Source organism: Okeania sp. SIO2B3 (genome assembly GCF_010672525.1).
In the GTDB taxonomy this organism is placed as follows: domain Bacteria; phylum Cyanobacteriota; class Cyanobacteriia; order Cyanobacteriales; family Microcoleaceae; genus Okeania.
In genome coordinates, this window is record NZ_JAAHGH010000074.1 from 1 (window position 1) to 24974 (window position 24974).

At 36.4% G+C, this 24974-nt stretch carries 23 protein-coding genes; 17 read left to right on the forward strand and 6 right to left on the reverse strand.

The window, feature by feature from the left end:
- The first annotated feature begins 663 nt into the window (after positions 1-663).
- The 4 genes from pyrH to F6K15_RS28285 all read left to right on the forward strand — a co-directional run bounded on the left by pyrH (position 664) and on the right by F6K15_RS28285 (position 5502).
- Complete coding sequence (gene pyrH, locus F6K15_RS28270; protein WP_293067486.1) at positions 664-1386, forward strand: UMP kinase; 723 nt, start codon at positions 664-666, stop codon at positions 1384-1386.
- Positions 1383-1931, forward strand: a complete 549-nt coding sequence (gene frr, locus F6K15_RS28275) for a ribosome recycling factor (RefSeq protein WP_293067489.1) — start codon at positions 1383-1385, stop codon at positions 1929-1931. The genes pyrH and frr overlap by 4 nt, the downstream gene beginning before the upstream one ends.
- 662 nt (positions 1932-2593) lie before the next feature.
- On the forward strand, positions 2594-3709 hold the full coding sequence (locus tag F6K15_RS28280) for a geranylgeranyl reductase family protein (protein WP_293067491.1): 1116 nt from the start codon (positions 2594-2596) through the stop codon (positions 3707-3709).
- A gap of 467 nt (positions 3710-4176) precedes the next feature.
- Positions 4177-5502 (forward strand): FAD-dependent oxidoreductase, encoded by a 1326-nt coding sequence (locus F6K15_RS28285; protein WP_293067494.1) that lies wholly within the window; start codon positions 4177-4179, stop codon positions 5500-5502.
- Between the two features lie 20 nt (positions 5503-5522).
- Here the strand turns inward: F6K15_RS28285 and F6K15_RS28290 are convergent, their stop codons facing one another.
- Together F6K15_RS28290 and F6K15_RS28295 are read right to left on the reverse strand one after the other, a co-directional pair.
- Positions 5523-6395 (reverse strand): hypothetical protein, encoded by an 873-nt coding sequence (locus F6K15_RS28290; protein ID WP_293067497.1) that lies wholly within the window; start codon positions 6393-6395, stop codon positions 5523-5525.
- 369 nt (positions 6396-6764) lie between these two features.
- On the reverse strand, positions 6765-7532 hold the full coding sequence (locus F6K15_RS28295) for a pentapeptide repeat-containing protein (RefSeq protein ID WP_293067500.1): 768 nt from the start codon (positions 7530-7532) through the stop codon (positions 6765-6767).
- A gap of 920 nt (positions 7533-8452) precedes the next feature.
- Here F6K15_RS28295 and F6K15_RS28300 point away from each other — a divergent pair.
- Positions 8453-8674, forward strand: a complete 222-nt coding sequence (locus F6K15_RS28300) for a hypothetical protein (protein ID WP_293067503.1) — start codon at positions 8453-8455, stop codon at positions 8672-8674.
- A gap of 130 nt (positions 8675-8804) precedes the next feature.
- Here F6K15_RS28300 and F6K15_RS28305 read toward each other — a convergent pair whose 3' ends face one another.
- A complete protein-coding gene (locus F6K15_RS28305) occupies positions 8805-9425 on the reverse strand; it encodes a hypothetical protein (protein WP_293067505.1) in 621 nt (206 codons plus the stop codon).
- 1055 nt (positions 9426-10480) lie between these two features.
- On the opposite strand from F6K15_RS28305, the gene F6K15_RS28310 reads away from it, so the two are divergent.
- The 3 genes from F6K15_RS28310 (at position 10481) to F6K15_RS28320 (ending at position 12991) form a co-directional block, all read left to right on the forward strand.
- Positions 10481-11635, forward strand: a complete 1155-nt coding sequence (locus F6K15_RS28310) for an RNA polymerase sigma factor, RpoD/SigA family (RefSeq protein ID WP_363268889.1) — start codon at positions 10481-10483, stop codon at positions 11633-11635.
- Positions 11636-11795: 160 nt separating this feature from the next.
- The gene (locus tag F6K15_RS28315; RefSeq protein WP_293067508.1) at positions 11796-12302 is read left to right on the forward strand and encodes a GNAT family N-acetyltransferase; all 507 of its coding nucleotides are present in this window, start codon (positions 11796-11798) and stop codon (positions 12300-12302) included.
- 482 nt (positions 12303-12784) lie between these two features.
- Positions 12785-12991 (forward strand): glycogen debranching protein, encoded by a 207-nt coding sequence (locus tag F6K15_RS28320; protein WP_293067510.1) that lies wholly within the window; start codon positions 12785-12787, stop codon positions 12989-12991.
- A 283-nt stretch (positions 12992-13274) separates the two neighbouring features.
- Here F6K15_RS28320 and panB read toward each other — a convergent pair whose 3' ends face one another.
- The gene (panB, locus tag F6K15_RS28325; RefSeq protein WP_293067512.1) at positions 13275-14063 is read right to left on the reverse strand and encodes a 3-methyl-2-oxobutanoate hydroxymethyltransferase; all 789 of its coding nucleotides are present in this window, start codon (positions 14061-14063) and stop codon (positions 13275-13277) included.
- Positions 14064-14798: 735 nt separating this feature from the next.
- Positions 14799-16346 (reverse strand): NB-ARC domain-containing protein, encoded by a 1548-nt coding sequence (locus F6K15_RS28330; RefSeq protein ID WP_293067515.1) that lies wholly within the window; start codon positions 16344-16346, stop codon positions 14799-14801.
- Between the two features lie 201 nt (positions 16347-16547).
- Here F6K15_RS28330 and F6K15_RS28335 point away from each other — a divergent pair, with 201 nt between their 5' ends.
- The 6 genes from F6K15_RS28335 to F6K15_RS28360 all read left to right on the forward strand — a co-directional run bounded on the left by F6K15_RS28335 (position 16548) and on the right by F6K15_RS28360 (position 19756).
- Complete coding sequence (locus tag F6K15_RS28335) at positions 16548-17405, forward strand: hypothetical protein (RefSeq protein ID WP_293067518.1); 858 nt, start codon at positions 16548-16550, stop codon at positions 17403-17405.
- A gap of 69 nt (positions 17406-17474) precedes the next feature.
- Entirely contained in the window at positions 17475-17837 is a 363-nt protein-coding gene (locus F6K15_RS28340) for a hypothetical protein (RefSeq protein WP_293067521.1), read from the forward strand.
- 18 nt (positions 17838-17855) lie between these two features.
- Positions 17856-18203, forward strand: coding sequence for a hypothetical protein (locus F6K15_RS28345; RefSeq protein WP_293067524.1), 348 nt, complete (start codon positions 17856-17858; stop codon positions 18201-18203).
- 27 nt (positions 18204-18230) lie between these two features.
- Positions 18231-18827, forward strand: a complete 597-nt coding sequence (locus F6K15_RS28350) for a hypothetical protein (protein ID WP_293067527.1) — start codon at positions 18231-18233, stop codon at positions 18825-18827.
- 174 nt (positions 18828-19001) lie between these two features.
- A complete protein-coding gene (locus F6K15_RS28355) occupies positions 19002-19289 on the forward strand; it encodes a UPF0175 family protein (protein ID WP_293067529.1) in 288 nt (95 codons plus the stop codon).
- Positions 19286-19756, forward strand: coding sequence for a DUF3368 domain-containing protein (locus F6K15_RS28360; protein WP_293067531.1), 471 nt, complete (start codon positions 19286-19288; stop codon positions 19754-19756). The genes F6K15_RS28355 and F6K15_RS28360 overlap by 4 nt, the downstream gene beginning before the upstream one ends.
- A gap of 14 nt (positions 19757-19770) precedes the next feature.
- Here the strand turns inward: F6K15_RS28360 and F6K15_RS28365 are convergent, their stop codons facing one another.
- Complete coding sequence (locus tag F6K15_RS28365; RefSeq protein ID WP_293067534.1) at positions 19771-21606, reverse strand: serine/threonine-protein kinase; 1836 nt, start codon at positions 21604-21606, stop codon at positions 19771-19773.
- Positions 21607-22324: 718 nt separating this feature from the next.
- Between F6K15_RS28365 and F6K15_RS28370 the strand changes: the two genes are divergently transcribed.
- The 3 genes from F6K15_RS28370 to F6K15_RS28380 all read left to right on the forward strand — a co-directional run bounded on the left by F6K15_RS28370 (position 22325) and on the right by F6K15_RS28380 (position 24727).
- Positions 22325-23755, forward strand: a complete 1431-nt coding sequence (locus F6K15_RS28370; RefSeq protein ID WP_124145527.1) for a form I ribulose bisphosphate carboxylase large subunit — start codon at positions 22325-22327, stop codon at positions 23753-23755.
- 138 nt (positions 23756-23893) lie between these two features.
- Entirely contained in the window at positions 23894-24274 is a 381-nt protein-coding gene (locus tag F6K15_RS28375; RefSeq protein ID WP_293067539.1) for a chaperonin family protein RbcX, read from the forward strand.
- A gap of 117 nt (positions 24275-24391) precedes the next feature.
- A complete protein-coding gene (locus F6K15_RS28380; RefSeq protein WP_293067541.1) occupies positions 24392-24727 on the forward strand; it encodes a ribulose bisphosphate carboxylase small subunit in 336 nt (111 codons plus the stop codon).
- The last annotated feature ends 247 nt before the right edge of the window (positions 24728-24974 follow it).

Consider the following 24974-nt stretch of genomic DNA (forward strand, 5'->3'; position numbering starts at 1 on the left):
AATTAATAATTAATAATTACCTCTCCTTTAAAAGAAGAGGATTGACTAATCATGAAAATTTTTTCTCTCTTGGTCGATTGGATATGGCTCCGAGACCTCGCCATCCCACCCTACGGGAAAGCTGCGCTTTTTCCTGACGGAATGCTCCGCAAACATGTCGCGTAGCGTTAACGTAGTTATGCGCCAGCAAAACGACCGCTTGTTTCTCCTTTAAAGGAGAGGTTTTAAACCTTAATTATTCGGTAATTTCCAACTGTTGATAGTTTCACTCCCACAGAAAATTTATATGAATCTGCCAAGAATTATGAAATTTATAGCGCTAGGGAATAGGGAATAGGGAAGAAGAAAAAAACGAGTACATAAGAATAAGATAACTGCTATATTCTATGCTTCAAAGAAACACCTCAATTCTCACATCTGATTCGGTGATTGCTATATTAGACACATCTAATAATAAAAAAATCAAATCAATTATCGCACTCTAATTCATCAATTATTTCTCCCTATTCCCTACTCCCTACTCCCTACTCCCTATTTTCTGGAGAAGTCTATTATTCTATGTAACTTCTTATAAATTTATTATCAAGAATAAAATAGTGGAAAAAAGCCGATCGACTGGTATCGTATTGTGGAAGCAACTTTAGTTGAGAAAAGACTCACAGTATGGGGACAGTTTATCAACGGGTTTTGCTGAAATTGAGCGGCGAATCCTTGATGGGAAGTCTGGGCTATGGCATAGATCCGGCAGTAGTCCAAGGAATTGCTCAAGAAGTGGCCGAAGTAGTGGCCACAGGAATTCAAATGGCAATTGTTGTTGGGGGCGGTAATATTTTTAGAGGTGTAAAAGCAGCCTCAAAAGGAATGGACCGAGCAACAGCAGATTATGTTGGTATGATTGCCACTGTGATGAATGCCATTACCTTACAAGATGCCCTCGAACAAGCAGGAGTACCGACAAGAGTCCAAACAGCGATCGCTATGCAAGAAGTAGCCGAACCTTACATTCGTCGTCGAGCCATTCGTCATCTGGAAAAAGGCCGAGTGGTAGTTTTTGGCGCAGGTTCTGGTAATCCATTTTTTACCACTGATACTACTGCCGCTCTCAGAGCAGCAGAAATTGACGCAGAGGTAATTTATAAAGCCACTAAAGTTGATGGGGTCTATGATTCTGATCCAGAAAAGAATCCACAGGCCAAACTATATGAGTCCCTAACTTATGGGGAAGTATTAAGACAAGACTTACGGGTAATGGACAGTACAGCGATCGCTCTTTGCAAAGAAAATAATATCCCAATTATTGTATTTAATCTTTCGGTTACGGGTAATATTCGTAAAGCCGTTATGGGAGAAAAAATTGGAACTATTGTGAGAGGTTTTGATGAATGAATATAGAAGAAGCTGAAAAGAAAATGAAAAAAGCTGTTGAAGCTACTCAAAGTTCCTTCAACACGATTAGAACTGGAAGAGCAAATGCTTCTCTTTTAGACAGAGTAATAGTTGAATATTATGGAGTTCCAACTCCACTTAAATCTATGGCAAATATTGGCATTCCAGATGCTAGTACCATTACTATTCAACCTTTTGATAAAAGTAGTCTGGGCTTAATTGAAAAAGCAATTAATATGTCAGATGTTGGTTTAACTCCCAATAATGACGGTTCTATTGTACGGCTAAATATTCCTCCACTCACCAGCGAACGTCGTCAGGAAATGGTTAAGTTAGCAGCTAAACTTGCTGAAGAAGGGAAAGTTTCTGTCCGTAATATTCGTCGTGATGCTGTAGATTCAGTTCGCAAACAGGAAAAAAAGAGCGATATTTCTAAAGATGAATCACGAGATTTGCAAGACAAAATTCAAAAGAAGACAGATAAATACATCGCCAAAATAGATGAGTTATTAGCTGCTAAAGAAAAAGATATTACCACAGTTTAAAAAACTGTTGAAAACATGAGTAAGTAAAAGTTAGAAGTCAAAAAAAATTAATTCTTAGTAGGTGGTAGGTATTAAATAAACTTTTTTCACTTAGTATCTGATAAGTAAATTAGTAAATTATTATTGCCTACCATCTATTTGACATTATGACTTGAGGAAACTAAACAAAATCCAGTTGAATAATTGTAATTTCTAGTAGGACTTGCGCAATTTTTGAACTTTAATACACTAAACTCTCGTTATTAGGAGTAATACTCATTTTATGTGAAGTTGCATTGAGATTAACTTCTCTCCTTTAGAACTGATGAGCCACTTGGCAAACTGTTGTTGCAGACGGCCTACAACCTAGAACTTAATTTAATGCGATCAGGACTTAGGCAAAGGCACTATATATAGTAGGTAAAAACTATAGCACTATGGTATATATAGTTTTTTTGTCGGAAAAATGCGTAAATCTTGGTTATCTATGCAATTAGACAAGACATTAAAAATCGAGTATGTTAAAAAAATATTAGGTATGATGGAGTCTTTGTGACTTTAATGCAGTAGGTTCTATAGATAGTTTGACAAAAACCAATAGTATATCTACCATAAGTCCACGCTTAATTAACTTTTTCCCATTCGACGAATTATCAAAAATTTAGTTATCAAAGTTGAAAAAAATGTTTGATTGTATAATTGTAGGAGCAGGCCCAGCAGGAGGTACAGCAGCTTATCATTTGGCTAAAAAAGGACGTTCTGTTTTAGTCATAGAAAAGGAATCTTTACCTAGAATTAAAGCTTGTGGTGGTGGGGTATCTCCAGCTATTGCCCAGTGGTTCGACTTTGATTTGACTCCAGCAATTTCTCTCAAGGTCAAGAAAATTCGCTATACATGGAAATTAGAAGACCCCGTAGAAGCAAATTTACCTTCTGCAATGTGGATGGTTAAACGGGATATTTTTGATCATTTCCTGATCCAAAAAGCTCAAGCAGAAGGTGCAGAGTTAAGAGAAAAAACAGAAGTTACAGGTATTGAATTTAAAAGCGATCGTTGGGAAGTTAAAACAAACGGAGAACCTGTTACAGGTCGTTATTTAATTGCGGCTGATGGAGCAAAAGGCCCAATGGCTAAATGGTTGGGTTTCAAAGAATCAAAAAAACGACAAAGTTTGGTTTTTGAAGCAGCATTAAAAGACCAAAATCAACAAGTTAATTTTGAATTTGGCTCAGTTAAAAATGGCAATATTTGGAGTTTCCCGAAAGCAGATTCTTGCTCAATTAATATTGCTACTTTTAGAGGTGGGGAACCCAAAAATTTATCCAAAGATTTGATGGAATATGCACAGAAAATTGGTTTAAGTGCAAATCAAAATGAGTTATTAGAACATCCTATTTCTCTATGGGATGGAGATAAAAATCTCCACACAGAAAATGCAGTATTGGCAGGAGAAGCAGCAAGTATATTAGACCCTTTATCTGCGGAAGGAATTCGCCCTTCAATTTTCAGTGGTGTCAAAGCAGCTGAAGCTATAGATGAAGCTTTAGGAGGTAATGGGGATGCTCTGAAGAAATATACTCAGGTAATAAATGAAGAATGGGGTGCAGATATGGTTTGGGCCGGTCGTTTAGCAGGAGCATTTTATCGGTTTCCTAAAGTAGCTTATAAAGTGGGAGTTAAACTACCCGCAGCTACCGAAGTAATGAGTAAAATTCTGTGTGGAGAGTTGCGTTATGCAGATATTGCTAACCGGGCAATTAAAAAACTTAGTGGTAGTTTTTTACCAGGAAGAGGTTAGTTAAATAACGTTATGTTTAAATTTTCCAGTTTATACAAAAATAAATTTTGAAATGCAGATTAAAGTTATGCCAGTCAATGTAGAACTTTACTGTTTTGTTTAACTGGAAATTCTGAATTTAACTGCTGATATTTTTGATTTTTATTGAGGTAAATTTAAGATGTAACTGTTTACCTGATAGTAATGTTTAGAAAGATTGAGCTTAGGGTAAAAGCAAAAACTTTTAAAGGGACGTTCGATAAAACCCCCCTACTATGTTTAATATAAACGAAAATTTCTGTAAGTTTTGATAAGTTAAGTATTAAGTAAGTAAAAACTCATAAATAATCACGGAACTAAGCATCTTTATTCTTCAGATGCCAATCTTTACTCTGTAGCTATTGTTGCAACTGAGAACCAATTAATTCTACCTTTTTCCAGAATCAAGTTTTTATTGTTATTCTTAACTTTATTTATACTTATTAAATATGCCTAAGAAATTGCACGGCATAAGAGCAAAAGCTTATGATGTCATCGTAGTAGGAGCTGGAATTGCTGGTATTTGTACTGCCTTAACTCTTGCTGAAGCAGGTTACCACGTACTACTTCTTGAAAAAAAGCATGATGTTCTTGAGGGAACTAGCAATGTTACACCAGGTCGGATGAGCTTGGGAATTCACTATCTTGCTAATTATCCTACTGCTGAGTATAACCTATATAAAACTCTCGAATTTATCAAAAAATTTAAGAATTACTTTCCTGATTGTTTTATCAGAGGAAGTGTCAATGATAATTGGCACTTTGGTCTTTATGCAATTGTTAATAATTCACTTATACCTCCAAATCAAGTTTTAGATTTGATTGGATGCTTGAAGGAGCGCTACAGAGAAGTTATTAGACAACCTGAATTTAATTTTCTCACCGAATTTTATGGTCATCCTTATGAGTTTTATGAAAAACTCAGGATAGATAGCTATGATTCTATAAATTTTAGTCGCATATCCTTATTGTTAAGAACCAAGGAAATGCTTTTAAATTGGTCAAAATTCAAAAAAATTCTTAAGTTTAAATTAGAATCAAAGATATTAATTGATACTTTAAATCATGCAGATGTAATTAATATTAGTGATAGTCACCAATCTGATAAACATGAAGTATGCTATCTAGATATTTACGGTGAAAAGCAAAGTGCTTCGTCAGATTTTGTTGTTATTTGTGCTTGGCAAAACATTGAAAAAATTAATGAATGTTCGGGAATAAAAACATCTGCTGTTACGAATAGAATCAAAATTTTGGTAACTATTCAACTACCTGAAAAACTTTTCTCACATCCCTCTACCTTTTTCTGTATAGGTCCCTTTGCTATGTTTTCAAACATGGGTGATGGCACAGCTAAAATTACTTATGCTCCAAAAACTAACTATTTTGTATCTACCTCTAAATCTCCTCAAGAAAATGAAAAACGTATTTTCAATGAGGATGAATTTATCTGTGATGAGGAACGAAAACAAATAGGAGAGGATATCATTCTAGGTATTTCTGAATATATGCCCGATATTAAGAAAGCCAAACTCCTAGATGTCAAATTAGGAGTAGTGAAGCAAATACATCAGGATAATAAAGAGTTCTTTGACCTCAATAATAGTACGAGTAATCATCATAAAAGAGCGTACAGTGGTGTTGAAGTGAAGAATAAAGAGAAAACGGTGATCAATAATTCTGCCATTAAGCTAATGTATGCAGCTTCTAATGCTGACCAAGTTTTGGAGATTATAAATAGTGTATATTCCGCTAGAATGGGAGTTTGCACATAAGAAAAAATTTAGTTTGATAATCATATTAAACGCTTGAAAGAAGTCTGGATATCTTTCATATTACTATCCCATCTTTCCCCCATTTCTTTTATAGTTTTATCCCTATTAGTATCTTTGATAATCCAATATCCTTGGTTATCCTCTTCCCAGTGTTCTTCTAAAATTTTAGACTCACTTAATATAGATAGAGTAATTAAAGGATTGTTAGGTCTGTCCCATGGATATCGAATAGATATACCTGAAAAAGTCTGTTCTTTTCCAAAGTTTATTTCTGGATAAATTTCAATCATGGGATTGTCTTTGGACAGCCCAGAACTTTCCTCAGCAAAAAGGACAAAATGTTTTCCAATATAACTTGCTTGGATATTATAAAAGTAGAAATTATGTTTGTACCCAATACTAGCATTTACTCTCTTACCGTCATCAGATAGATGAAAACTTAGTGGTTTCATTCTCCATTCCCAGTTACCATCAGAATTCAAAGTTTGAAAGTAGCGATAATACTGCTCCTTTTTATCAATACTGTCTAGGCGATTTTTATCTCTATCGTCACAAGAAATTCTAACCTTTTCTTGAAAATATTTAATTAATTTAGTTTGTTCTTTGGATAAATTTTCAATGTATTTAGTTATCTCTTCCTTATTTATTTGAAGAGTATTTTTTACATTTTTTTCAAGCCTCTCAAATGAATCACCAACTTTCTGCAAGGGGTTTTGATTAATAGAACCAGTGATACCTGTACCAATCAATACACCTCCAACTGAACTAAAAATTGTTTCAAGAGCATCGTTTACTGAGGAGATGACTGCAATAATAATAAGCAGAACTCCAATTACTATTATTAGAAAGTTAATTTGCTTTTCTGCCGTATTTAAGAAGCGTGTATTGGTCATAAGCAGGATTTTTATATGTGTAACAGTACCAATTCGTAGTTCAGAACTAACCCTCTTCTAACAAACAGAAATTTTTCTTTAACATCCATAGGCACTCGCCTGCCTTAGACGTTTTTGTCAGTTCGGGTAAAAGCCATCGCCAGAGGGCTTTCAGGCTTAATGTATACTGTAACACAAGTCCTATATTTTATAATCCTAAGTTATATCAACCACTAATATTAGGTAGTGCGTTAAGGAGGTATGGGAATAGTAAAATAAGAATTTTCCCTAAATAGTTTCTATACTTATGGAATGTCTTTATGAAATTAAAAAGGTTGTACTTTTACTTGTCAATATCAGATAACTTTGTTAAACAAAAAACAAAAATAACTAAAATGCCAACCTTAATAAAGAAGGAAGTAAAGAACCAATAGCGTGTACAAATTGATTAGGCTTTTTTTGTTCAGGAGGATTTAAACGTAGATCAATAACTTCAACCAAATATTGTGATAATTCTTCACCCTCTTTACTACCTTTAGAAATAAAAATCTCGCGAGATTTTTCTGCATCTGCAAGAGCCGCTTCAAGATTTCCCAAATCTGCAAGAGCCATACTTCTAGCAAAATAAGCAGCAGCTAAATCAGATTTCAAACTAATAGCTTGGTTATAATATCTAACAGCATCTTTATAATGTCCGGCTTTTGCTTCAGCAATTCCTAACCGATAAAAATCTTCAGCTTCACCAACATTAGATGGCATTCCCACAGCACCCAACAAAAAAGCATTTTTGAGGTCAACATCACTTAAATTAGCACCAGTTAAATAAGCACTTCTCAGATCAGTACCAGCCAAATTCGCCCCAGTTAAATTCGCCCCAGTTAAATTCGCACCAAATAAACTTGTACCAGTTAAATTAGCACCACTTAAATCTGCCCCAGTCAAATTAGCACGACTGAGATTTGCTCCACTCAAATTGGCCCCTTTGAGATTAGCTCCTTGAAGATTAGCTAATACCAGGCCAGCACCACTTAATTCACAATTTGGACATTGTTTACTAGATAATAACTTTTGTGTATGTTGGATATCTTCAGCAATGGCTGGAACAACAGGGCAAACTGTACTGAAAACTAAAATAGCAGAAAAGATTTTGAGTCTCATCTTCAAATCTTCCAAACTTAAAGATTACATTTTGCTGCTATGTTAGCACTCAATTATTGACATAGTTCGGTCACAGAGATTCTCCTGAGACCAAAATTCTTGGTTTGCGTTCCGCAAGACTACGCCAACACTGAGTCCACTTCAACTAATTAGGGTTTGCGTATGGAAAGTCTTTTTGCTCTTTGTAGGAGACAGGAGACAGGAGACAAGCCACCCATCGCCCCTCCCCCTCCCAGGAGGGGAAGACAGGAGAAAAGGGTCGGTAGCGAAGAGGTAGGAGCGGGCGTTTTGTCTCTCAATTTTTCTGCCATAATCATCCTCAGATAATAGCATGCATGAGCTTTTTCTACCGAAAACAGGCGCACTTTTTTCAACTATAAAACGCTAAAACCTTTATATGTCAATAATTTTAGAATTAATCAGCCAGCCCTAATTACCGAATAATTAATAATTAATAATTAAATAATTCGCGCCTTGAAGCCTCCCCTTTTAAGGGGAAAAAAAGCGGTCGTAGCGCAGCTTCCCGTAGGGTGGGATGGCGAGGAAACCTGCGCCATATCCATGAGACCAAGAAAAGAAAATATTCCTTATATTCAATTCCGTAACGGTTTTAACCAGAGGTAATTATCAATTATCCATTATCCATTATCAATTAATGAACAGGCCATATATGGTCCAGAGATGGTTCTCTTCCCAAGCATTTGCTCTATTCCTAGAACCTGTAGACCTATTTTTGAGGATAGCCATTATTGTATGAGAAGTAAAACATTTAATTATAGCAAGATTTAGAGCAATTTTGATAATTTGATAGTTTCCCAACTGGGTGAATTTTAATTCACTCAATTGGGTGATGCTGCTAATAAGTTATTAGTCATAAGCTTAAATTAAAGTTAAAAATTTCAAATTAAGTTAAGTAGAATATGAACAAGATACAAGGCTCTGAGAGTTTACTTCAGAAACAACAAGCCTCATTAAGAAAAACTCTTGACTCTATTTCGATAAAAGGTATAATCACTCAAAGCGATAGACAAAAACTATTATCTTTTCTAGTATCTAATCCACTGCTTATTTCTGAAGATATCCAAAGAATTAATGAAACTATCTTCCAAATAGAATCTGGAATATTAAAAGTATTAAATTAAAGATATTTTTCCTATTATTTAAAATCTTAGTTTTTTTCTGCTATTGCTAATATTAAATAAAGCAGTAAATTAATCTCTCAGACATTGAAATAGTTTCATTCTGTTACATTACATTAGACTCGCAATAGTTTTAAAATAATTCTTTATCCAGATTGAGATGAGTTTTGTAATCAATACAAATCAATATATGAATAAGAGCTAGCTCCATAATGCCATGCCAATTATCTGAAACATCAAAGAATGGAAAACCATATTTAACACAGTCTTTTTCGATCGCTTGACTCAATGAAATAAAACTTTTCACGGTTTCTAGTAATTCTAAATCTTCCATTTGATGAGACCAACAGTAAGGATCGTCAAGTGCTGCTTTGCGAATCTCACTAAGTTTACTTTCAGGTTCAGTATTTGGATATCCCAAAAATAAAGTAATGGGTTTGATATACCAAAGACGTTGGATAATGAGTTTAGGTGAGATGAATGAAGACTCATAAACGCGAAGATAGTTAAATTCTTTACCCATATTACGAATAGCTTTCACCAATACCGTATCACAATAATCTTGAAATATCTTCTTCTCTCTAGGAGTAAGTATGGGAGCAGGATAGTTATTGCGAACAGCATTTAAAAATGAGTCTAAATGCACAACAGTACATCGGGTTTGTTGAAAAACGAGATTAGCGAGTCGAGACTTACCAGCACGACTAACACCTCCAATAATAACTGGACCAACACTCTCAATCTTTTTGTTCACGACTACTCCAACAAGTTATACCACATCCAGTTTTCATATATCTGTCAGGAATTTTTAGGAAGAAAAAAGCTAGCGATCGCCTGATCTAAGCAGGTACACAAAATTAATTACACACTTTTTCGGAATTAATCCCTTATACTGTATGCTTTGTATCAAATTAGGTTAGGTATAGTGCTACGCGCAAGTCAAAAGTCAAAAGTCAAAAGTTAAAAGTAATATCTGACGCTCGTTTGAGCATTTATAAATGTCCGCGCCCTATTTGCGTAGTGCTATAAATAATTTTGTTTAGGTTTAGGTGCTTACAAAAGCTCTATAATTTAGAAATCACATAAGATTCGCGATCGCTCTCTACTCATTTTATTTTTGACATTAGAAAGCAGCGCTGCAACTCCACATCAGGGATGGTTCCAAGGAAAGAAATGCGTACAAAAAGACAGAACAAAAAATATACTTAAGTAATAAACATAAAAATAATTTGCCTTGACTACTTAATTATTTCATCTGCGATGCGATCGCATCGCCTTCTATTTAATTGAATAAATACAGCATACATAATTTGAAGAAGCAGTCAATCTTGTTACAAATTATTATAATTAGAGTTATTTTAATTATTATTAAATAAGCTTAGAAATAAACTAGCTGCTTTGTATTGATTAATACAGCTAATTAAATACTAAAGCTTTGAAATGTATATTGTTATCAGTACAGAAACAGATAACTTAATGTTAACTAATTATTAGGTATATAAACTCTTGTAGATATAGCAATAGATAAGTAGATTAACTTGTGCAGATAACAATCCGAATCAGGGGAAATTTTCCCACTGTTCCCTGCTATGAATCTCAGGAAGTCCGGTCTCATAAAGATTTGCGATCGCTTTTAGCTATTTATTGACAAAAAGTATGCAATATGCTATTCTTAATATCTTAACAAAAAACTTTAATACTGAGTTCATTGTTAAGTAATAATTAAGGATTCATAGTATAAAATTACAGTTCCTCTACGCTTCATCAACCATTTACAGGCAAAAAACTATATAATAAGGAAAAAAAACCATGAAAATTCTACTTACAGAGAATTCAGGTAAGCATAAAGTCGAATTTCCAGCTCCCACTAATAACCCGGAAATGGCAGCTCAAATGCAACAAATGAGTTTGATGATTGCCGAATCACTACATGAAGAAGATCAATATCAGGAGGACTCTAGTATGAATATACAGGCTGTAACTCTCCCATTATCAGAAAATTCACAAGACATAGATGATGCAGTAGGAGCATTATTTAAGCAAATGTCTCGCTATCCTCTTCTCAGCCAAAAAGAAGAAGTAGAATTAGCCAGGTTGATCCAAGAATTACTTATCTTTGAACAACTGCCAGAAAAACTAACAGATGACTTAGGACGAAAGCCTACAAAAGGCGAAATAGCAGCAGCAGCAGGTTTAACAGAAGCACAACTATCTCATCGCCTACATAAGTGTCGTGCTGCCAAACGCCGAATGATTAGCTCTAACCTCCGTCTAGTAGTTTCCATTGCCAAACGCTATCTCAACCGAGGAGTACCCTTTCTAGACTTGATTCAAGAAGGAGCATTAGGACTAAACCGTGCCACAGAAAAATTTGACCCAGAGAAAGGTTACAAATTCTCTACTTATGCCTATTGGTGGATACGTCAAGGAATAACTCGCACTATTGCTAATCAAGGGCGTACTATTCGTTTACCAGTTCATGTAGTTGAACAAATTAACAAACTGAAACGAGTTTACCGCGACTTACGAAGGAAGTTAAATCGTATCCCCAGTGATGCCGAAATTGCTCAAGCACTAGAAATTTCTCACCAACAACTGCGTAACCTCCAACAAATTCGCCGGAAAACCCTTTCTCTAAATCATCGTTTAGGTACTGACGAAAATAGCGAGCTCCTAGACTTCTTAGAAGATAATGAAAATAGCACTCCCGAAGCGCAAATGAATGATATGATGATGCGCCAGGATATCTTGGAAGTCTTAAATCATGTATTAAGCGATCGCGAACAGGATGTAATTACTCTCCGGTATGGTTTACTCACAGGAGAACCTCATACTTTAGATGAAGTGAGTCGCATGATTAATCTCTCCCGGGAACGAGTAAGGCAAATTCAAGCTAAGGCCATGCGGAAATTACGTCGTCCTCAAGTAGCTGAACGCTTAAAAGAATGGTTAAATCGATTTTAATAAAATTTCAAGAATTAAGAATTTAGAATGCGCGAATTTAGAATTACCTCTCCTTTAAAAGAAGAGAATTGACTCAAAGGAAAATTTTTCTTTTTATCCTCTTAAAAGAGGAGGCTTTCAACCGCAATTTTTCGGTAATAGTTGTAATAGCGATTAAATTATGTCTTTAGATGAACTAAAATTGCGTAGTGCTACGCCAGCAGATGTACCTGTAATATTTGAGTTAATTAAAGCCCTAGCTGAGTACGAGAAATTATCCCATGCTGTTACAGGTAGTGTTGCTTCCTTAAAAGCTGATTTATTTGGCGATCGTCCCTATGCTGAAGCTATTATTGCTGAATTTGCTGGCCAACCTGTAGGTTTTTCTCTTTTCTTTCATAACTATTCAACTTTTCTTACTCAACCGGGAATTTATATAGAAGATTTATTTGTTTTACCGGAGTATCGAGGGCGGGGTATTGGGAAGCAATTGGTAAGTTATGTTGCACAGTTAGCAGTATCTCGAAATTGTGGACGTTTAGAGTGGAGTGTTTTAGATTGGAATAAACCAGCAATTGGATTTTATCAACGTATTGGTGCATCAATTTTAGATGAATGGCGTATATGCCGTGTTACAGGTAATTCTCTCAACAATTTAGCATCTTATCTGGACAGCAATTTTGAATAAGGCAGAAGGCAGGAGGCAGAAGGCAGGAGGCAGGAGGCAGGAGGCAGGAGGCAGGAGGGAAAATTACCTATCGATTCAAACCCCAAACAATTTTAAGCATCCCTGTTGACCAAAAAATAAGGTCAATCGCCTCTCCTTTAAAGGGGATGAAAAAAATGAGGTACTGATAACTGATAACTGTTAACGCAGTTCCGACCATAGGAGGCTAACTGATAACTGAAATGACGGTGAGGTATTAAACCCGCAAAAGAAAAGATAAGATTCAGGTTGAATTTAATCCCATTTAATATTAGAAATTTAGTGCCAACCGAAAATTCTGAATTCTCTAAAGTTCAGAATTTTCTTTGTTTAATGAGTTTATAGCAAGGAACAAGTTAGTGAGGACTTATGTTGATGATGAAGCTGAGATAGAGAAAAGCTTTTGCCACTATTCCCTGTTCCCTGCTATATAATTTTGTTAACTTTTAATGAGGCTATTAACTATGACTATTTGGGTAAATGAACAGATAGATCCATCTGGTATTATCTACTCTTGTATTGCTTGTGGCGATCGACAACAGGCCCAAGAATGCCATGAGTCTTTTCAAAATAATTTAACTGAGAATCAAAAGGAACAAGGATGGAAAGCTATACTGCGAACTGTTGAATCTTGGGATGAAGTACCTGTGAGTGCTTTAAAATTGAACTAATACCGTTTCACAGAAGTCAAAAGTCATTTCAGTTATCAGTTATCAGTTATCAGTACCTCTAGTTAAAGTCAGAGGCTTGAAATATTGAACCTTATTTTTTTTCATCCCCTTGAAAGAGGAGGCTATAGACCTTATTTTTTGGTTAAAGGTAATATTTTTGGGACTCAAAACTTTGACACTCCCTTGAAAGGGGAGGTTTGAGACCTTATTTTTTGGTCAACGGTCGTTAACTATCCATAAGCAATTAGACCTCCTGCCTTCTGCCTCCTGCCTTCTGCCTTCTTCAAGATGGTAGTTGAGGAAATTTTCTCTCCCTAACTTCCCAACTATATTCTTTCACTGCTTGAGTAATATTTTCTCGCAAGTTAGCATAAGATTTAGCAAAGGGTGGCTGCCAATCAGAAATGCCTAAAACATCATTAATGACTAATACCTGACCATCACAATAGACACCTGCACCAATACCAATAGTAGGAATAGAAACTTTTTCAGTAATCTCTTTGGCTAAATCTGCTCCAATATGTTCTAAAATCATGGCAAAAGCACCAGCTTCTTCCAAAGCGACAGCTTCTGCTAAAATACGCGCCCTAGCATCGGGAGTTTTGCCTTGTTTGCGATAACCTCCAAATTGATGAACAGATTGGGGAGTTAGACCAATATGACCCATAACCGGAATACCTACTGATGTTAATTTACTTATCGTTTGAGCGATCGCCTCATTTCCACCTTCTAATTTTACAGCTTGAGCGCCTGTTTCTTTGAGTATTCTCCCTGCGGAATGTATAGCTTGTTGAATACTTTCTTGATAAGTTAAAAATGGTAAATCTACTACTATTAAAGCTTGCTTAACACCTCGACGTACCGCTTTAGCATGATGAATCATTTCCTCAAGAGTAACTGGTAGAGTTGTATCATAGCCTAATGCTACCATTGCCAGAGAATCTCCCACCAAAATTAAATCTACTCCTGCTTGGTCTAAAATTTGAGCGATCGCATAATCATAGGCCGTTAAAGCTACTATGGGACGACCTTTTTGTTTCCATTGAATTAGTTGTTTTGTGGTAACTGTCATTTTAATTAAGTTAAAAGTTATAGCAAGAAAAGTATAGTTTATATTAACAGGACTTACACAAATTAACCTTGAAAACACCTATGTAGGGGCGAATGGCATTCGCCCTCACTTGATAAGCGTGTCCTTCGCCCTCACTTGATAAGCGTGTCCTTCGCCCTCACTTGATAAGCGTGTCCTTCGCCCTCACTTGATAAGCGTGTCCTTCGCCCTCACTTGATAAGCGTGTCCGTGCGTAACTCCTGGTTTATATTACAGCAGATTCCGTACTAATCAGGTACAGCTAACCCTCGGGAATATTTTTTGTCTATTCCCCATTCCCTGTTGCCAGATGATATCAAATCTGTTGGCTTCGGAGTAATATAATTCTGTCGTCGTCGTACAATGGTTAGGAGCGAATGCCATTTGCTAACGTAGAGCTGCCGCTTTATATGTCGCGGAGCGTTAACGGAGTTATGCGACAGCAAAACGCCCCTACAATATTGACTCTTCTGTTTAAATACTGAATAACACCGATGCTACCGGATTTGATATGAGCTGTTGCCTGTTCCCTAAAACCATAAACATAAGTACCTCAAGGGCAGCGGGAAGTGCTGTAAATCAATTCATGGAGCAAATTTCATCAGGCGTGAGGTGCGCCTTGCGAGCAAGATGCTCGCACTAGAAAGATTCCCTCAATATCTGTATCTCAATTGCTTGGGGTCAGAAACCTCATACAATAGTTCCTTCTGCCTTCGTTCATTGCTCCGATGCTAATAACATTTTGCCAAAAGATTTAATTACAGGTTGAATTGTAAAAAACGAACCTTCTGTTTCCATCACTTTTTCTACTAAACAACGTCTTTTTAATGATTGTGTTTCTTTCCATATATGTAGGGGCGAATGGCATTCGCCCTCAAACAAACCTTCTGTTTCTCTCAATTTTTCTACTAAACAACGTCTTTTTAATGATTGTATTCCTTTCCATAAATCTGAGTGGGAGTGTGGAAAATCTGCGGGAGTAATAGAAATATCAACTGCTGTTTCTTGATTAGCTATCCAAAATATTACTTGTTTTTCCAACTCTGATAAACGCTGAAAAATCCTCTCTAATATTGGTTCTAAATCTCCTAAATATAGGGTTGAGCAAGATAAAAATTGAGCTACATTTCCATCACATAAATCTTCAACAGCATCGGCAATTATATTTAACCATAAAGGATTTCCACCATAGAGATTAATTAACTCTAACCATCTATCTTCATCTGTTAAATTTCTCTCTTGTAAAAGCATTTTGCACGCTTCCAAAAAACCATAAATTTTTAAAGTATGACAGTAATGATTTCCTAGTTCTATTTTTGGCTCTTCCTGACTCAGGAGTAATAAACAACTTTGGTGGGATGATGTGGCTATTTGTTTAAAAAGTTTGCCATAATTTTCATGGTCTGGCAGGTAAGTGCCTGCTAATTCTCCACTGGCAAAAATTTCTTGTAGGTTATCAAAAATTAGTAAGCAACGATATTTACGGAGGTAATTTATTAATTGATTATTGGTAGTTTTTGCAGGAGAAAAATCTGCTGTTTTTTGGGAAGAAGAATCAGGTGGAGATAAAAAATTAATAATGCTTGTTTGGAGAGATTCTAAAGTGGGGTAGTTATCAATATTGCGCCAGATTATATAATCAAATTTATCTTTTATTTGTTCAATTAATTGTAAAGCAAGTACGCTTTTGCCGATGCCAGCTAATCCTAATATGGTAATGATGCGAGTGTGGTTTTCGTTTATCCATTGTTTGAGAGTGGTAAGTTCAGTGTGGCGATCGCACAAAGAATATAAATCTGGTGCTTCAGATAAATCATGATTTTCTGGGTTAGTGTTGTTTTGATTTTGGTCAGTGGGAGTGGGGGAAGATTTGTTCTTAGGGGAGGGAGATTGTTTGTTTTCCCGACAGATATTTATATGATTATTGTTAACATTTACCCAGTCATTAGCTGTATTTGAAATATGTGAAAAGTAGAAATTTTCTAATATGGAACGAGCATTAGATTGTTTAATATCTTCCTCTTTTAAAACATCCTCTAAAAGTTGCCATAATTCACTACCAACTCGTTTAACATGATTGTACTTGGAATGGCTATTTTCCGCTATTTCCGGGTATTTTTTACCTTCCAGGGTGCTTTGTAAAATTACTCTTTGCAGAGAATCTAAATGTTTTCCAGTTTTGGTGAATAACAAATTATCCGTTAATTCAACTAACGTCTGAACATCCATATCCACAGATAAAATTATCGTTTTGTTAGATTTCATCTGACTGTATCACACTTTTTTCCACTAAAGCAACTAAACCCCACAGTTTTACACTAAATAACTTCCAAAAAATTTACTATTTGCTACTAAATCACATTTTTTCAAGTAGGCAAAATAGAGATATATGTGACTTAATAGAAGATGTAGAAATTAAATATTTAGGAATAGAAAATTTCGGAATCCTATATTTAGGATTTGTAGTTGATTCAAAGCATTAAACATGGAAATTATGCAATGAGTTGGAATTTGTTGAATTTGTTTTCTAAAGACTCTTCTAAGGAAGATCAGAAAATAACTCCTGATGAAGCAAAACGACTATTAGCTCAGTTCGAGGAATTGTCGCCAGATATGCAAGTAGCAAAAGTCAAGGAAATGATAACCTTTGATGAGGCTATTAGTTATTTCCAGAGCGAACTGCCACCCAATTCTGCTGTCAAAAAAGGAGCAATTATTCGTCAAGAACTACCTGAAGAGCAAATATTGGGGCAAGTATTTTTAGATAAAAATAATCAGATTGTTTGTCGGCAAGATGGCATCTCATACGGTCGTAAGTTAGCAGCTAGAAAACTGGATAAAAAACTTCAAGAAAGTTTTGATGGTAACAACGACATATTTATCTTTGAGATATCAAAAGATGAGCAAGTGGTTCATAAACCAGAAGTCATCAAGGTGTCTGATGATGTTCAATTAACAGTAAAAGGATTGCCATCTGACTTACCCAAAGAAAAGCGTAAAGCAGTATTGGAAAGCTTAATACGTAATACTTTATCCCGCTTACCTCAGCGGGGATATAACAAAGGAGAAAATATTTATCAGGGTCAAGCTAAATTAAATTTCAACAATGAATTATATGAGGTTTTCTTCTCCCTAGATGCTATTCGAGTTATAACTGCGCTAGAAATTTATAAAGAGGCTTTTGATGCCATAAATGCCGGAGCTAGAGAAGGAGTCTATGACTCGGAGTTGGCAGAACTAGCAGCTAATCATATCAAGCAATCTGCTTGGAATGAAGTGCAGTCGGTAACGGACTTAAATCAAAGAGATTCACAAGAAAACTGACAATGATAGATAGTAAATTTCAGAACTTTAAAAAAATTAAAACACTTTTTGAATGGAGGATTTTAGACAATGACAGTTACCACCGAACAAATAGGGGAAAATATTGAAGTTATGATCGAAGGATTGCCAGAGGCAGCAATGACACCATCTCAGGTATCACAGGCAGCTTTAGCAATAGTTGAGCATGGAATTCCCCTAGGTTTCGATATTGGTGCGGGAATTCTGGGTGGCATCTGCAAGGCTACATTAAAAATTGGTAGAAAATATTACGAGCTGAAATATTCAATTAAAGTTATGCGTGTTATCACAGCATTGCAGGTTTATAACGAAGCAATTACCTGGATTAAGTATAAAAAAGAAAGAGGAATGTTAGATCCAGATTTAGCCGATTTGGCTATTAATAAATTGACTGGAGACTTTAGAAACTTATAAAATATAATCAGCAAAAGTATGGGAACAAGAACTATTGACTTGGGAAATGGGGCAGAATTAACTATTGACGAGCCAAATTCATTGTCTTCTAGCGAACGTCCGCTATTAGTTACATCAGCAATTGTACAGGCAATTTCTGATTCAGCTAGTTTAACCCCTTCTACACGGAGTGGCTTCTTACCAATTACAATTGGCTATGAAGTTTTCCGTATTTACTATCAATTTAGAGTAAGGCGGGTAATGAATGCTTTGACTGTTTATTCTGAGGCAATTAATCACATTCAAAAAAACCCCCATCTTTACGATCGGCGTTTAGCTACCAAAGCCATTCAAGTATTGCATGAGTGTTGTAAAGAAAACTTTTAGATAAACAAATGCCATGGAGATGATAAAATGGGTGATCGGCAGAGAATAAACAATATTATGAGAGCGCTGCAAGAGGGAACAGAAAGCGTTCGTAGAAATCCGAGCGAGCAGAACTACCGTAAAGCGCTATCAGACATTGAAAGAGCAGGGAAAAAATCAAATTTTTGGTCTTGGGTAATCGGATGGGCAATCTTGGGAGGAATAGCCTTGAATGCTTTTAATGGATCGGAAAGTCAGCCAAGAGTAAATATAACAGATCTAGACATTTACCATAATGTCAGCAGTTCATCAGGGAAAAACATAAAAATGGTTCTTGACTTTGACACTGCCAACATCAAAAACTATAGTTGCACAGCCATTGCTTACTTCTACTATAAAAATGGCATAAAGGTAAGAAGCAATATCCTGGGCTATCGAACAAGAGATGGTCAATTATCAAGCAGCAAGGATTTTCGCCCTAGGTACGAAGATAGTAAAGACAATAATTTGACTCTCTATATTCCCAACAAGTATTTCCGTCCTGGAAGTTACAAGGTAGATGTAACAACATACTGTGGGAACAAGTTTCTAGGGAATACCAAAACTTTTAATTTTACGAAATACCTTGAAAATTCCACACGATAACGTATTGGTTAACGAAAGGCGATCGCTCCCTCATCTCCCAACTCTTAAACAATAGCGATCGCTCGTTCCCAAACAAACCATATTTTATGAGCGATCGCTTTTTTATGGTCTGATAGAATAGTTTGAAAAGAATCTATAAATGGTATAATTAGTTAATAACTAAAGGAGGTACTCATGCAGCAAATTCAGATTGTGTTGCCAGACGAACTAGCATTTTCTTTAAAGGAAAAATGGGGCAATTTAGAACGTAAATTAATGGAAATAATTGTAGTAGAAGCTTATCGCGAAGGTTCTATTAGTAGTGGTAAATTACGAGAACTATTAGGTTTCTCTACTATTTTAGAAGCTGATAAATTTCTGAAAGCTAAAGGAGTCGATTTAGATTACGATGAAGAAGATTTTATTGCCGATCGCCAAACCCACGAACAACTAGAAAAAGAAGGGAAATTAAAGAGGTTATGATTGTTGTGTCAGATACCTCGCCAATTTGTTATTTACTACTTATTGGTGAAATTAAACTGCTGCCTCAACTTTACGGTCAAGTTCTAATTCCTCGAATAGTTCAACAAGAATTATCAGACGAGCGATCGCCTATTGCTGTCAAAAATTGGATTGAAAAACCTCCCCAATGGTTAATAATTCAAGACGTGACTGTTCCTGTGGACAAGGATTTAGAGTCGCTTGATGCAGGAGAAAAAGCAGCTATTATTTTAGCACTTCAGGAAAGAGCAAATTTAATTCTCATTGATGAGACTTTAGGCAGAAAGGTTGCCCGCAATAAAGGATTGAGGGTAACTGGATTACTTGGTGTTTTGGATCGAGCTGCCCAACAAAATTTAGTAGATTTTCCCAAAACTATTGCTGCTCTTAAAGGAACTACCTTTCGTGCTTCATCAAGGTTAATTGAGTATCTTTTAAGCCAGTATTAACACGCAAGCTCTACTTATCTTAAACCTAACCACCGTAAAATAGGAACGATCACATAATGACTCACACCCAAACAAAAACCACCAATGCAACCTAACAAACTGAAAAAAGTTATACTTGCAAAAAATTCCTGTAAATCAGGTTGATTTTGATTAACAACACTAAACTGTAAAAATAAATCTGGAAAATTATTTAATTGCTCCAAACCAAAAAAAACTATCGCCGTCAAACTAGCAACTATCAAAGCATAAATAAAATTATGCTTTCTTAAACCAAGTCCTAGAGTAATAACACCAGTAGCTACCCCCACAGATAATTTACCCATAATTTCTAGGATAATTAAATCTTCTTTTGTCGTATAGACACTACTGCCAACTTGAGAAAATTGCCAACATAACCCACCCAAAATGTAACCAATAATTCCCAGAAATGCAGCCAACCCATAACGACGACGTTGACCTAAACCTCCCACATCCGTTAAACCAACTCCCGTTCCCAAACCAGCTAAACCAAAGACAAGTATTTCCGGACCAATATTTAGGGGAACATCCCACACAAGAAAAATCAGATTCGTAAATATACTAGCGAGGCGATCGCCTATTCCTGACCAATAAGCAAAAATTAATCCGAATGTTGCCCCAATGCTCCCCCCAACTGCCCCCAATACCATTTCCCAAATTGTATCTACACAAGCTGAAACTATTTGATGAAAAATTTTAGATAGGGTAAAAAATAACCTATTAATATTCTCACTGAGATTTTTCAACTGAGCTATTAATAAATTTTTAACAGTTGTAGCTAATGTAGCTAAGGAATATATTCTCAGAGACCTCTTTTGCCGTCGATAAATTTTAGCTAAACGGACTTGCACTTCTGCTGCTGTTGCTGGTCGTTGGGCCGCATCTAAGCTCACCATATCATCAAGTAAGTTAGCCAAAGCTGGATGAACTGGCTTAAGTTGACGCCACTTTAGCTTACCTGTTAGAGGATCTTCCAATTCTGCTGGATATTGACCAGTTAGTAAATGAATGCAAGTACGGCCCAAAGCATAAAAATCTGTAAATGGGCCTATTTCACTTCCATTAATTTGTTCTGGAGGGCTATATCCAGGAGATACTAATCTAGTTGTGCTGCGTTTTGCTACAGTTTCTCTAGGTTGGATTCTATAATCACTAATTTGTTTCACCCCACCGAAGTCAATTATGACCAGTTGACCTCTTTTTTTTCGTTGATGATGAAAAGAATAGGATAAAGAAGATTTTGTCAAAGTTGAAGGTTGGATTTCCCGCAACATTAAATTAGAAGGTTTGATGTCCCTGTGAATAATTTTCCGGCGGTGTAATTCCCATAAAATTTCTACAGCTTGGGAAAGCCAATTGATTACATAGAAATCTGGACATCCTTGGGGATATTGTTCCAGAATTTCTTCTAGGGTACAACCATCAATTTTTTCCATGACCAGGCATGGGAGAAACCATTGACTAGAGTGGCCCACTGCTGGCTGACGATTTCGCTTGCGTAGATGAAAATAGTCTCCTGTTTCGACTCTAGGAATACCTGAATGACGCATACTGGCAAGTATCCACGCTTCTTGGTCGAATAGTTCGAGTGCTTTGGGAGAGCTTTCCAATAATACTTTCAGAATACGTTCGGTTTGAGTTTTTTGGTCCCAAATAATGTAGATTTTCGCAAATCCACCAGCGCTTAATTTTCGCAGGGGAATATAGCGATCGTTAAGTAGAAGTGGGGTTCCACAACTTTGACAAAAGTTATTTCCCCATGCCTGGATTGGACTTAGACAATGGGGGTTGATACAGTGGACTTTTGATAAAACAGACTGATGTACAGTCATCTACGAGTTAGGTATAGATTGAGGACAATGGGAAAATTATTTATATTTTTACATTTTCACACATATATAGCAGGCAACAGGTAACAGGTCATTTCAGTTATCAGTTATCAGTTATCAGTTATCAGTTGTAACTAGGTCTAACTATTTTTATTTTGCGGACAAAAATGCAAGTTAAATGTAGATTGCTTAACTTCGATCATGGTAGTAGTTATCGATAGAAAGGTGCTGAATAATTAGCGCTGTTGAAAAATTAATTTACCGATTTTTTCTGGTATTAAATACTTATTTTTTCTAGAAAAAGTAATTATATTATTTTGATACTACTAATAATTACTACATAAAATTAGAGTCAAATTTTCCCGATCAGTTAGCTACTATAATCTTACACTTTTGGTGAATCTATCATTTGTTTACTGATAACTGATAACTGATAACTGATAACTGAAATAACGATCCCCTGTACTTGTTCAATATTTAATCTTGGATAATTAAGATTATTTTTATGTTGCATATCTGTGTTTTTTTGTCAATGAGCAATTATTCACTTGATTTATTGGCAATGACTATTATTTGAAAATTAACAAATGTAACAAATAGATTAAAAAAAGTTATTAATAAAAAAATAATCTTTAAAGTAGAAAAGTTCTAATTCTTGATATTATCTAAAATAGTATGCTGTATAGCAGAAAGAAGTGAATAGATTCTTAGGAAAGAATATATGAGTTACGCTAAAACACAAACTCAGTCTAAGTCTGGGTATCAGGCTGGAGTAAAAGACTATAAACTAACTTATTACACCCCTGATTACATACCAAAAGATACAGATGTTCTGGCAGCCTTCCGTATGACTCCTCAGCCTGGAGTTCCTCCAGAAGAAGCTGGTGCTGCGGTAGCTGCTGAATCTTCTACTGGTACTTGGACAACAGTATGGACTGACTTGTTGACTGACCTCGATCGCTACAAAGGTCGTTGCTATGATATTGAATCAGTTCCTGGTGAAGATAATCAATACATTTGCTATGTGGCCTATCCTCTAGATTTATTTGAGGAAGGTTCTGTAACTAATATGTTGACCTCTATTGTAGGTAACGTATTTGGTTTCAAAGCATTACGAGCGCTACGTCTGGAAGATATGCGGATTCCAGTAGCTTATCTCAAGACTTTTGAAGGTCCTCCTCACGGTATTACTGTAGAACGTGACAAATTAAATAAGTATGGTCGTCCTCTATTAGGTTGTACTATTAAGCCTAAGTTGGGTCTATCTGCTAAGAACTACGGTAGAGCAGTTTATGAATGCTTGCGCGGTGGTTTAGACTTCACAAAGGATGACGAAAATATTAACTCTCAGCCTTTCATGCGTTGGCGCGATCGCTTCCTGTTTGTACAAGAAGCTATTGAAAAGGCCCAAGCTGAAACTGGTGAAATTAAGGGCCACTACCTCAACGTAACTGCCCCCACCGTTGAACAAATGATGGAGCGTGCTGAGTTTGCTAAGGAAATTGGCACTCCAATCATCATGCACGACTACCTAACTGGTGGATTTACTGCAAATACAACTTTGGCCAAGTGGTGTCGTCGTAACGGTGTGTTATTACACATCCACCGTGCAATGCACGCTGTAATTGACCGTCAGAAAGCTCACGGTATTCACTTCCGCGTGTTGGCTAAGTGCTTGAGAATGTCTGGTGGAGACCACCTACACTCTGGTACTGTTGTTGGTAAGCTCGAAGGTGAAAAAGGTATCACTATGGGCTTTGTTGACCTAATGCGTGAAGACCACATCGAGCAAGACCGCGAACGTGGTATTTACTTCACTCAAGATTGGGCATCCATGCCTGGTGTAATGCCAGTTGCTTCTGGTGGTATCCACGTTTGGCATATGCCAGCTCTGGTTGAAATCTTTGGTGATGATTCTTGCTTACAATTCGGTGGTGGTACTTTGGGCCACCCTTGGGGTAATGCTCCTGGTGCAACTGCTAACCGTGTAGCTCTAGAAGCTTGTATCCAAGCTCGTAACGAAGGTCGTAACCTATTCAAAGAAGGTGGCGATGTAATTCGTGAAGCTGCTAAGTGGTCTCCTGACTTGGCCGTTGCTTGCGAACTATGGAAAGAAATCAAGTTCGAGTTCGAGGCAATGGATACCCTCTAAGTCTGTTTTTGAGATGTGAGATTTTAGATTTTAGATGGCAATTATGAAATAGATATGTCACACTTGTCAGCTAAGGATTTGATCGATCCTCAATCTAAAATCTAAAGTCTAACAACAATATTCAGGCTGGGGTCAAAAATGGATATTAAAAAAGTTGCGAAAGATACTGCAAAGGTACTGACGAGCTACCTGACCTATCAAGCTGTGCGGACTGTAACTGCTCAGTTACGAGAGACAAACCCTCCCTTAGCAATTTGGTTAAGTGGTTTTTCCTCAACAGGCAAAATTCAAGATGGAGAAGCTTATCTACAAGAGTTGTTCCAAGAAAATAAAGAATTAGCATTTAGAGTGATGACCGTTCGAGAGCATTTAGCAGAGGAAGTAGCTGAGTATTTACCAGAGATGCTTCGCAGTGGCATTCAAAAAGATAATATGGAACATCGCCGTCGGTATCTGGAAAAGATAACGCAACTGGAAATAGCAGACCCTAGTTTAGATCCAGAGCAACAAACAGATTAGCCACGAAAATTTGCGGTTAAAAATTCCTCCACGGAGAGACCGGGGGGCTGAGATATAAAATCTTGATTGATTTAAAATTCAGCTTCCTTGCACATTTATTCAACAGTAAAAAAATCAATGAGAACATTACCAAAAGAGCGTCGTTACGAAACCCTTTCCTATTTGCCTCCTCTGAGTGCTCAACAAATTAGTCAGCAACTTGAGTACATTTTGGATCAGGGTTTCATCGCTGGTGTAGAATTTAGTGAGTCTTCTGCACCAGAAATGCACTACTGGACTTTGTGGAAGTTACCTCTATTCCATGCTAAAACAGTTCAAGAAGTTTTAAGTGAGATCGATGCTTGCCGTTCTGAAAATCCTGATTGCTTTATTCGCGTGATGGGTTTTGATAACGTGAAGCAGTGTCAAGTATTGAGCTTCATCGTACACAAGCCTAATCAAAGAAGATACTAAATTCATCACTAAATTAATTTAGTTATAGTGGGGTAGGTAACTTTGTCTGCTCCACTATTTTTTTGTATCAGTCCGCTAAATTGTCTAGAATGTAAAGACGTTCCATGGAACCTTTCTGCGGGTTGGAAAAACCAATTTTCAATGATATAGCAATCTGCGCTGGCTTATGTACAAATATACAGGAGGTGTCCAATAGCTAAAATCTTATATTGCTTTTTATTCCCCCTGTGGCGTTGGTGATTTGAGG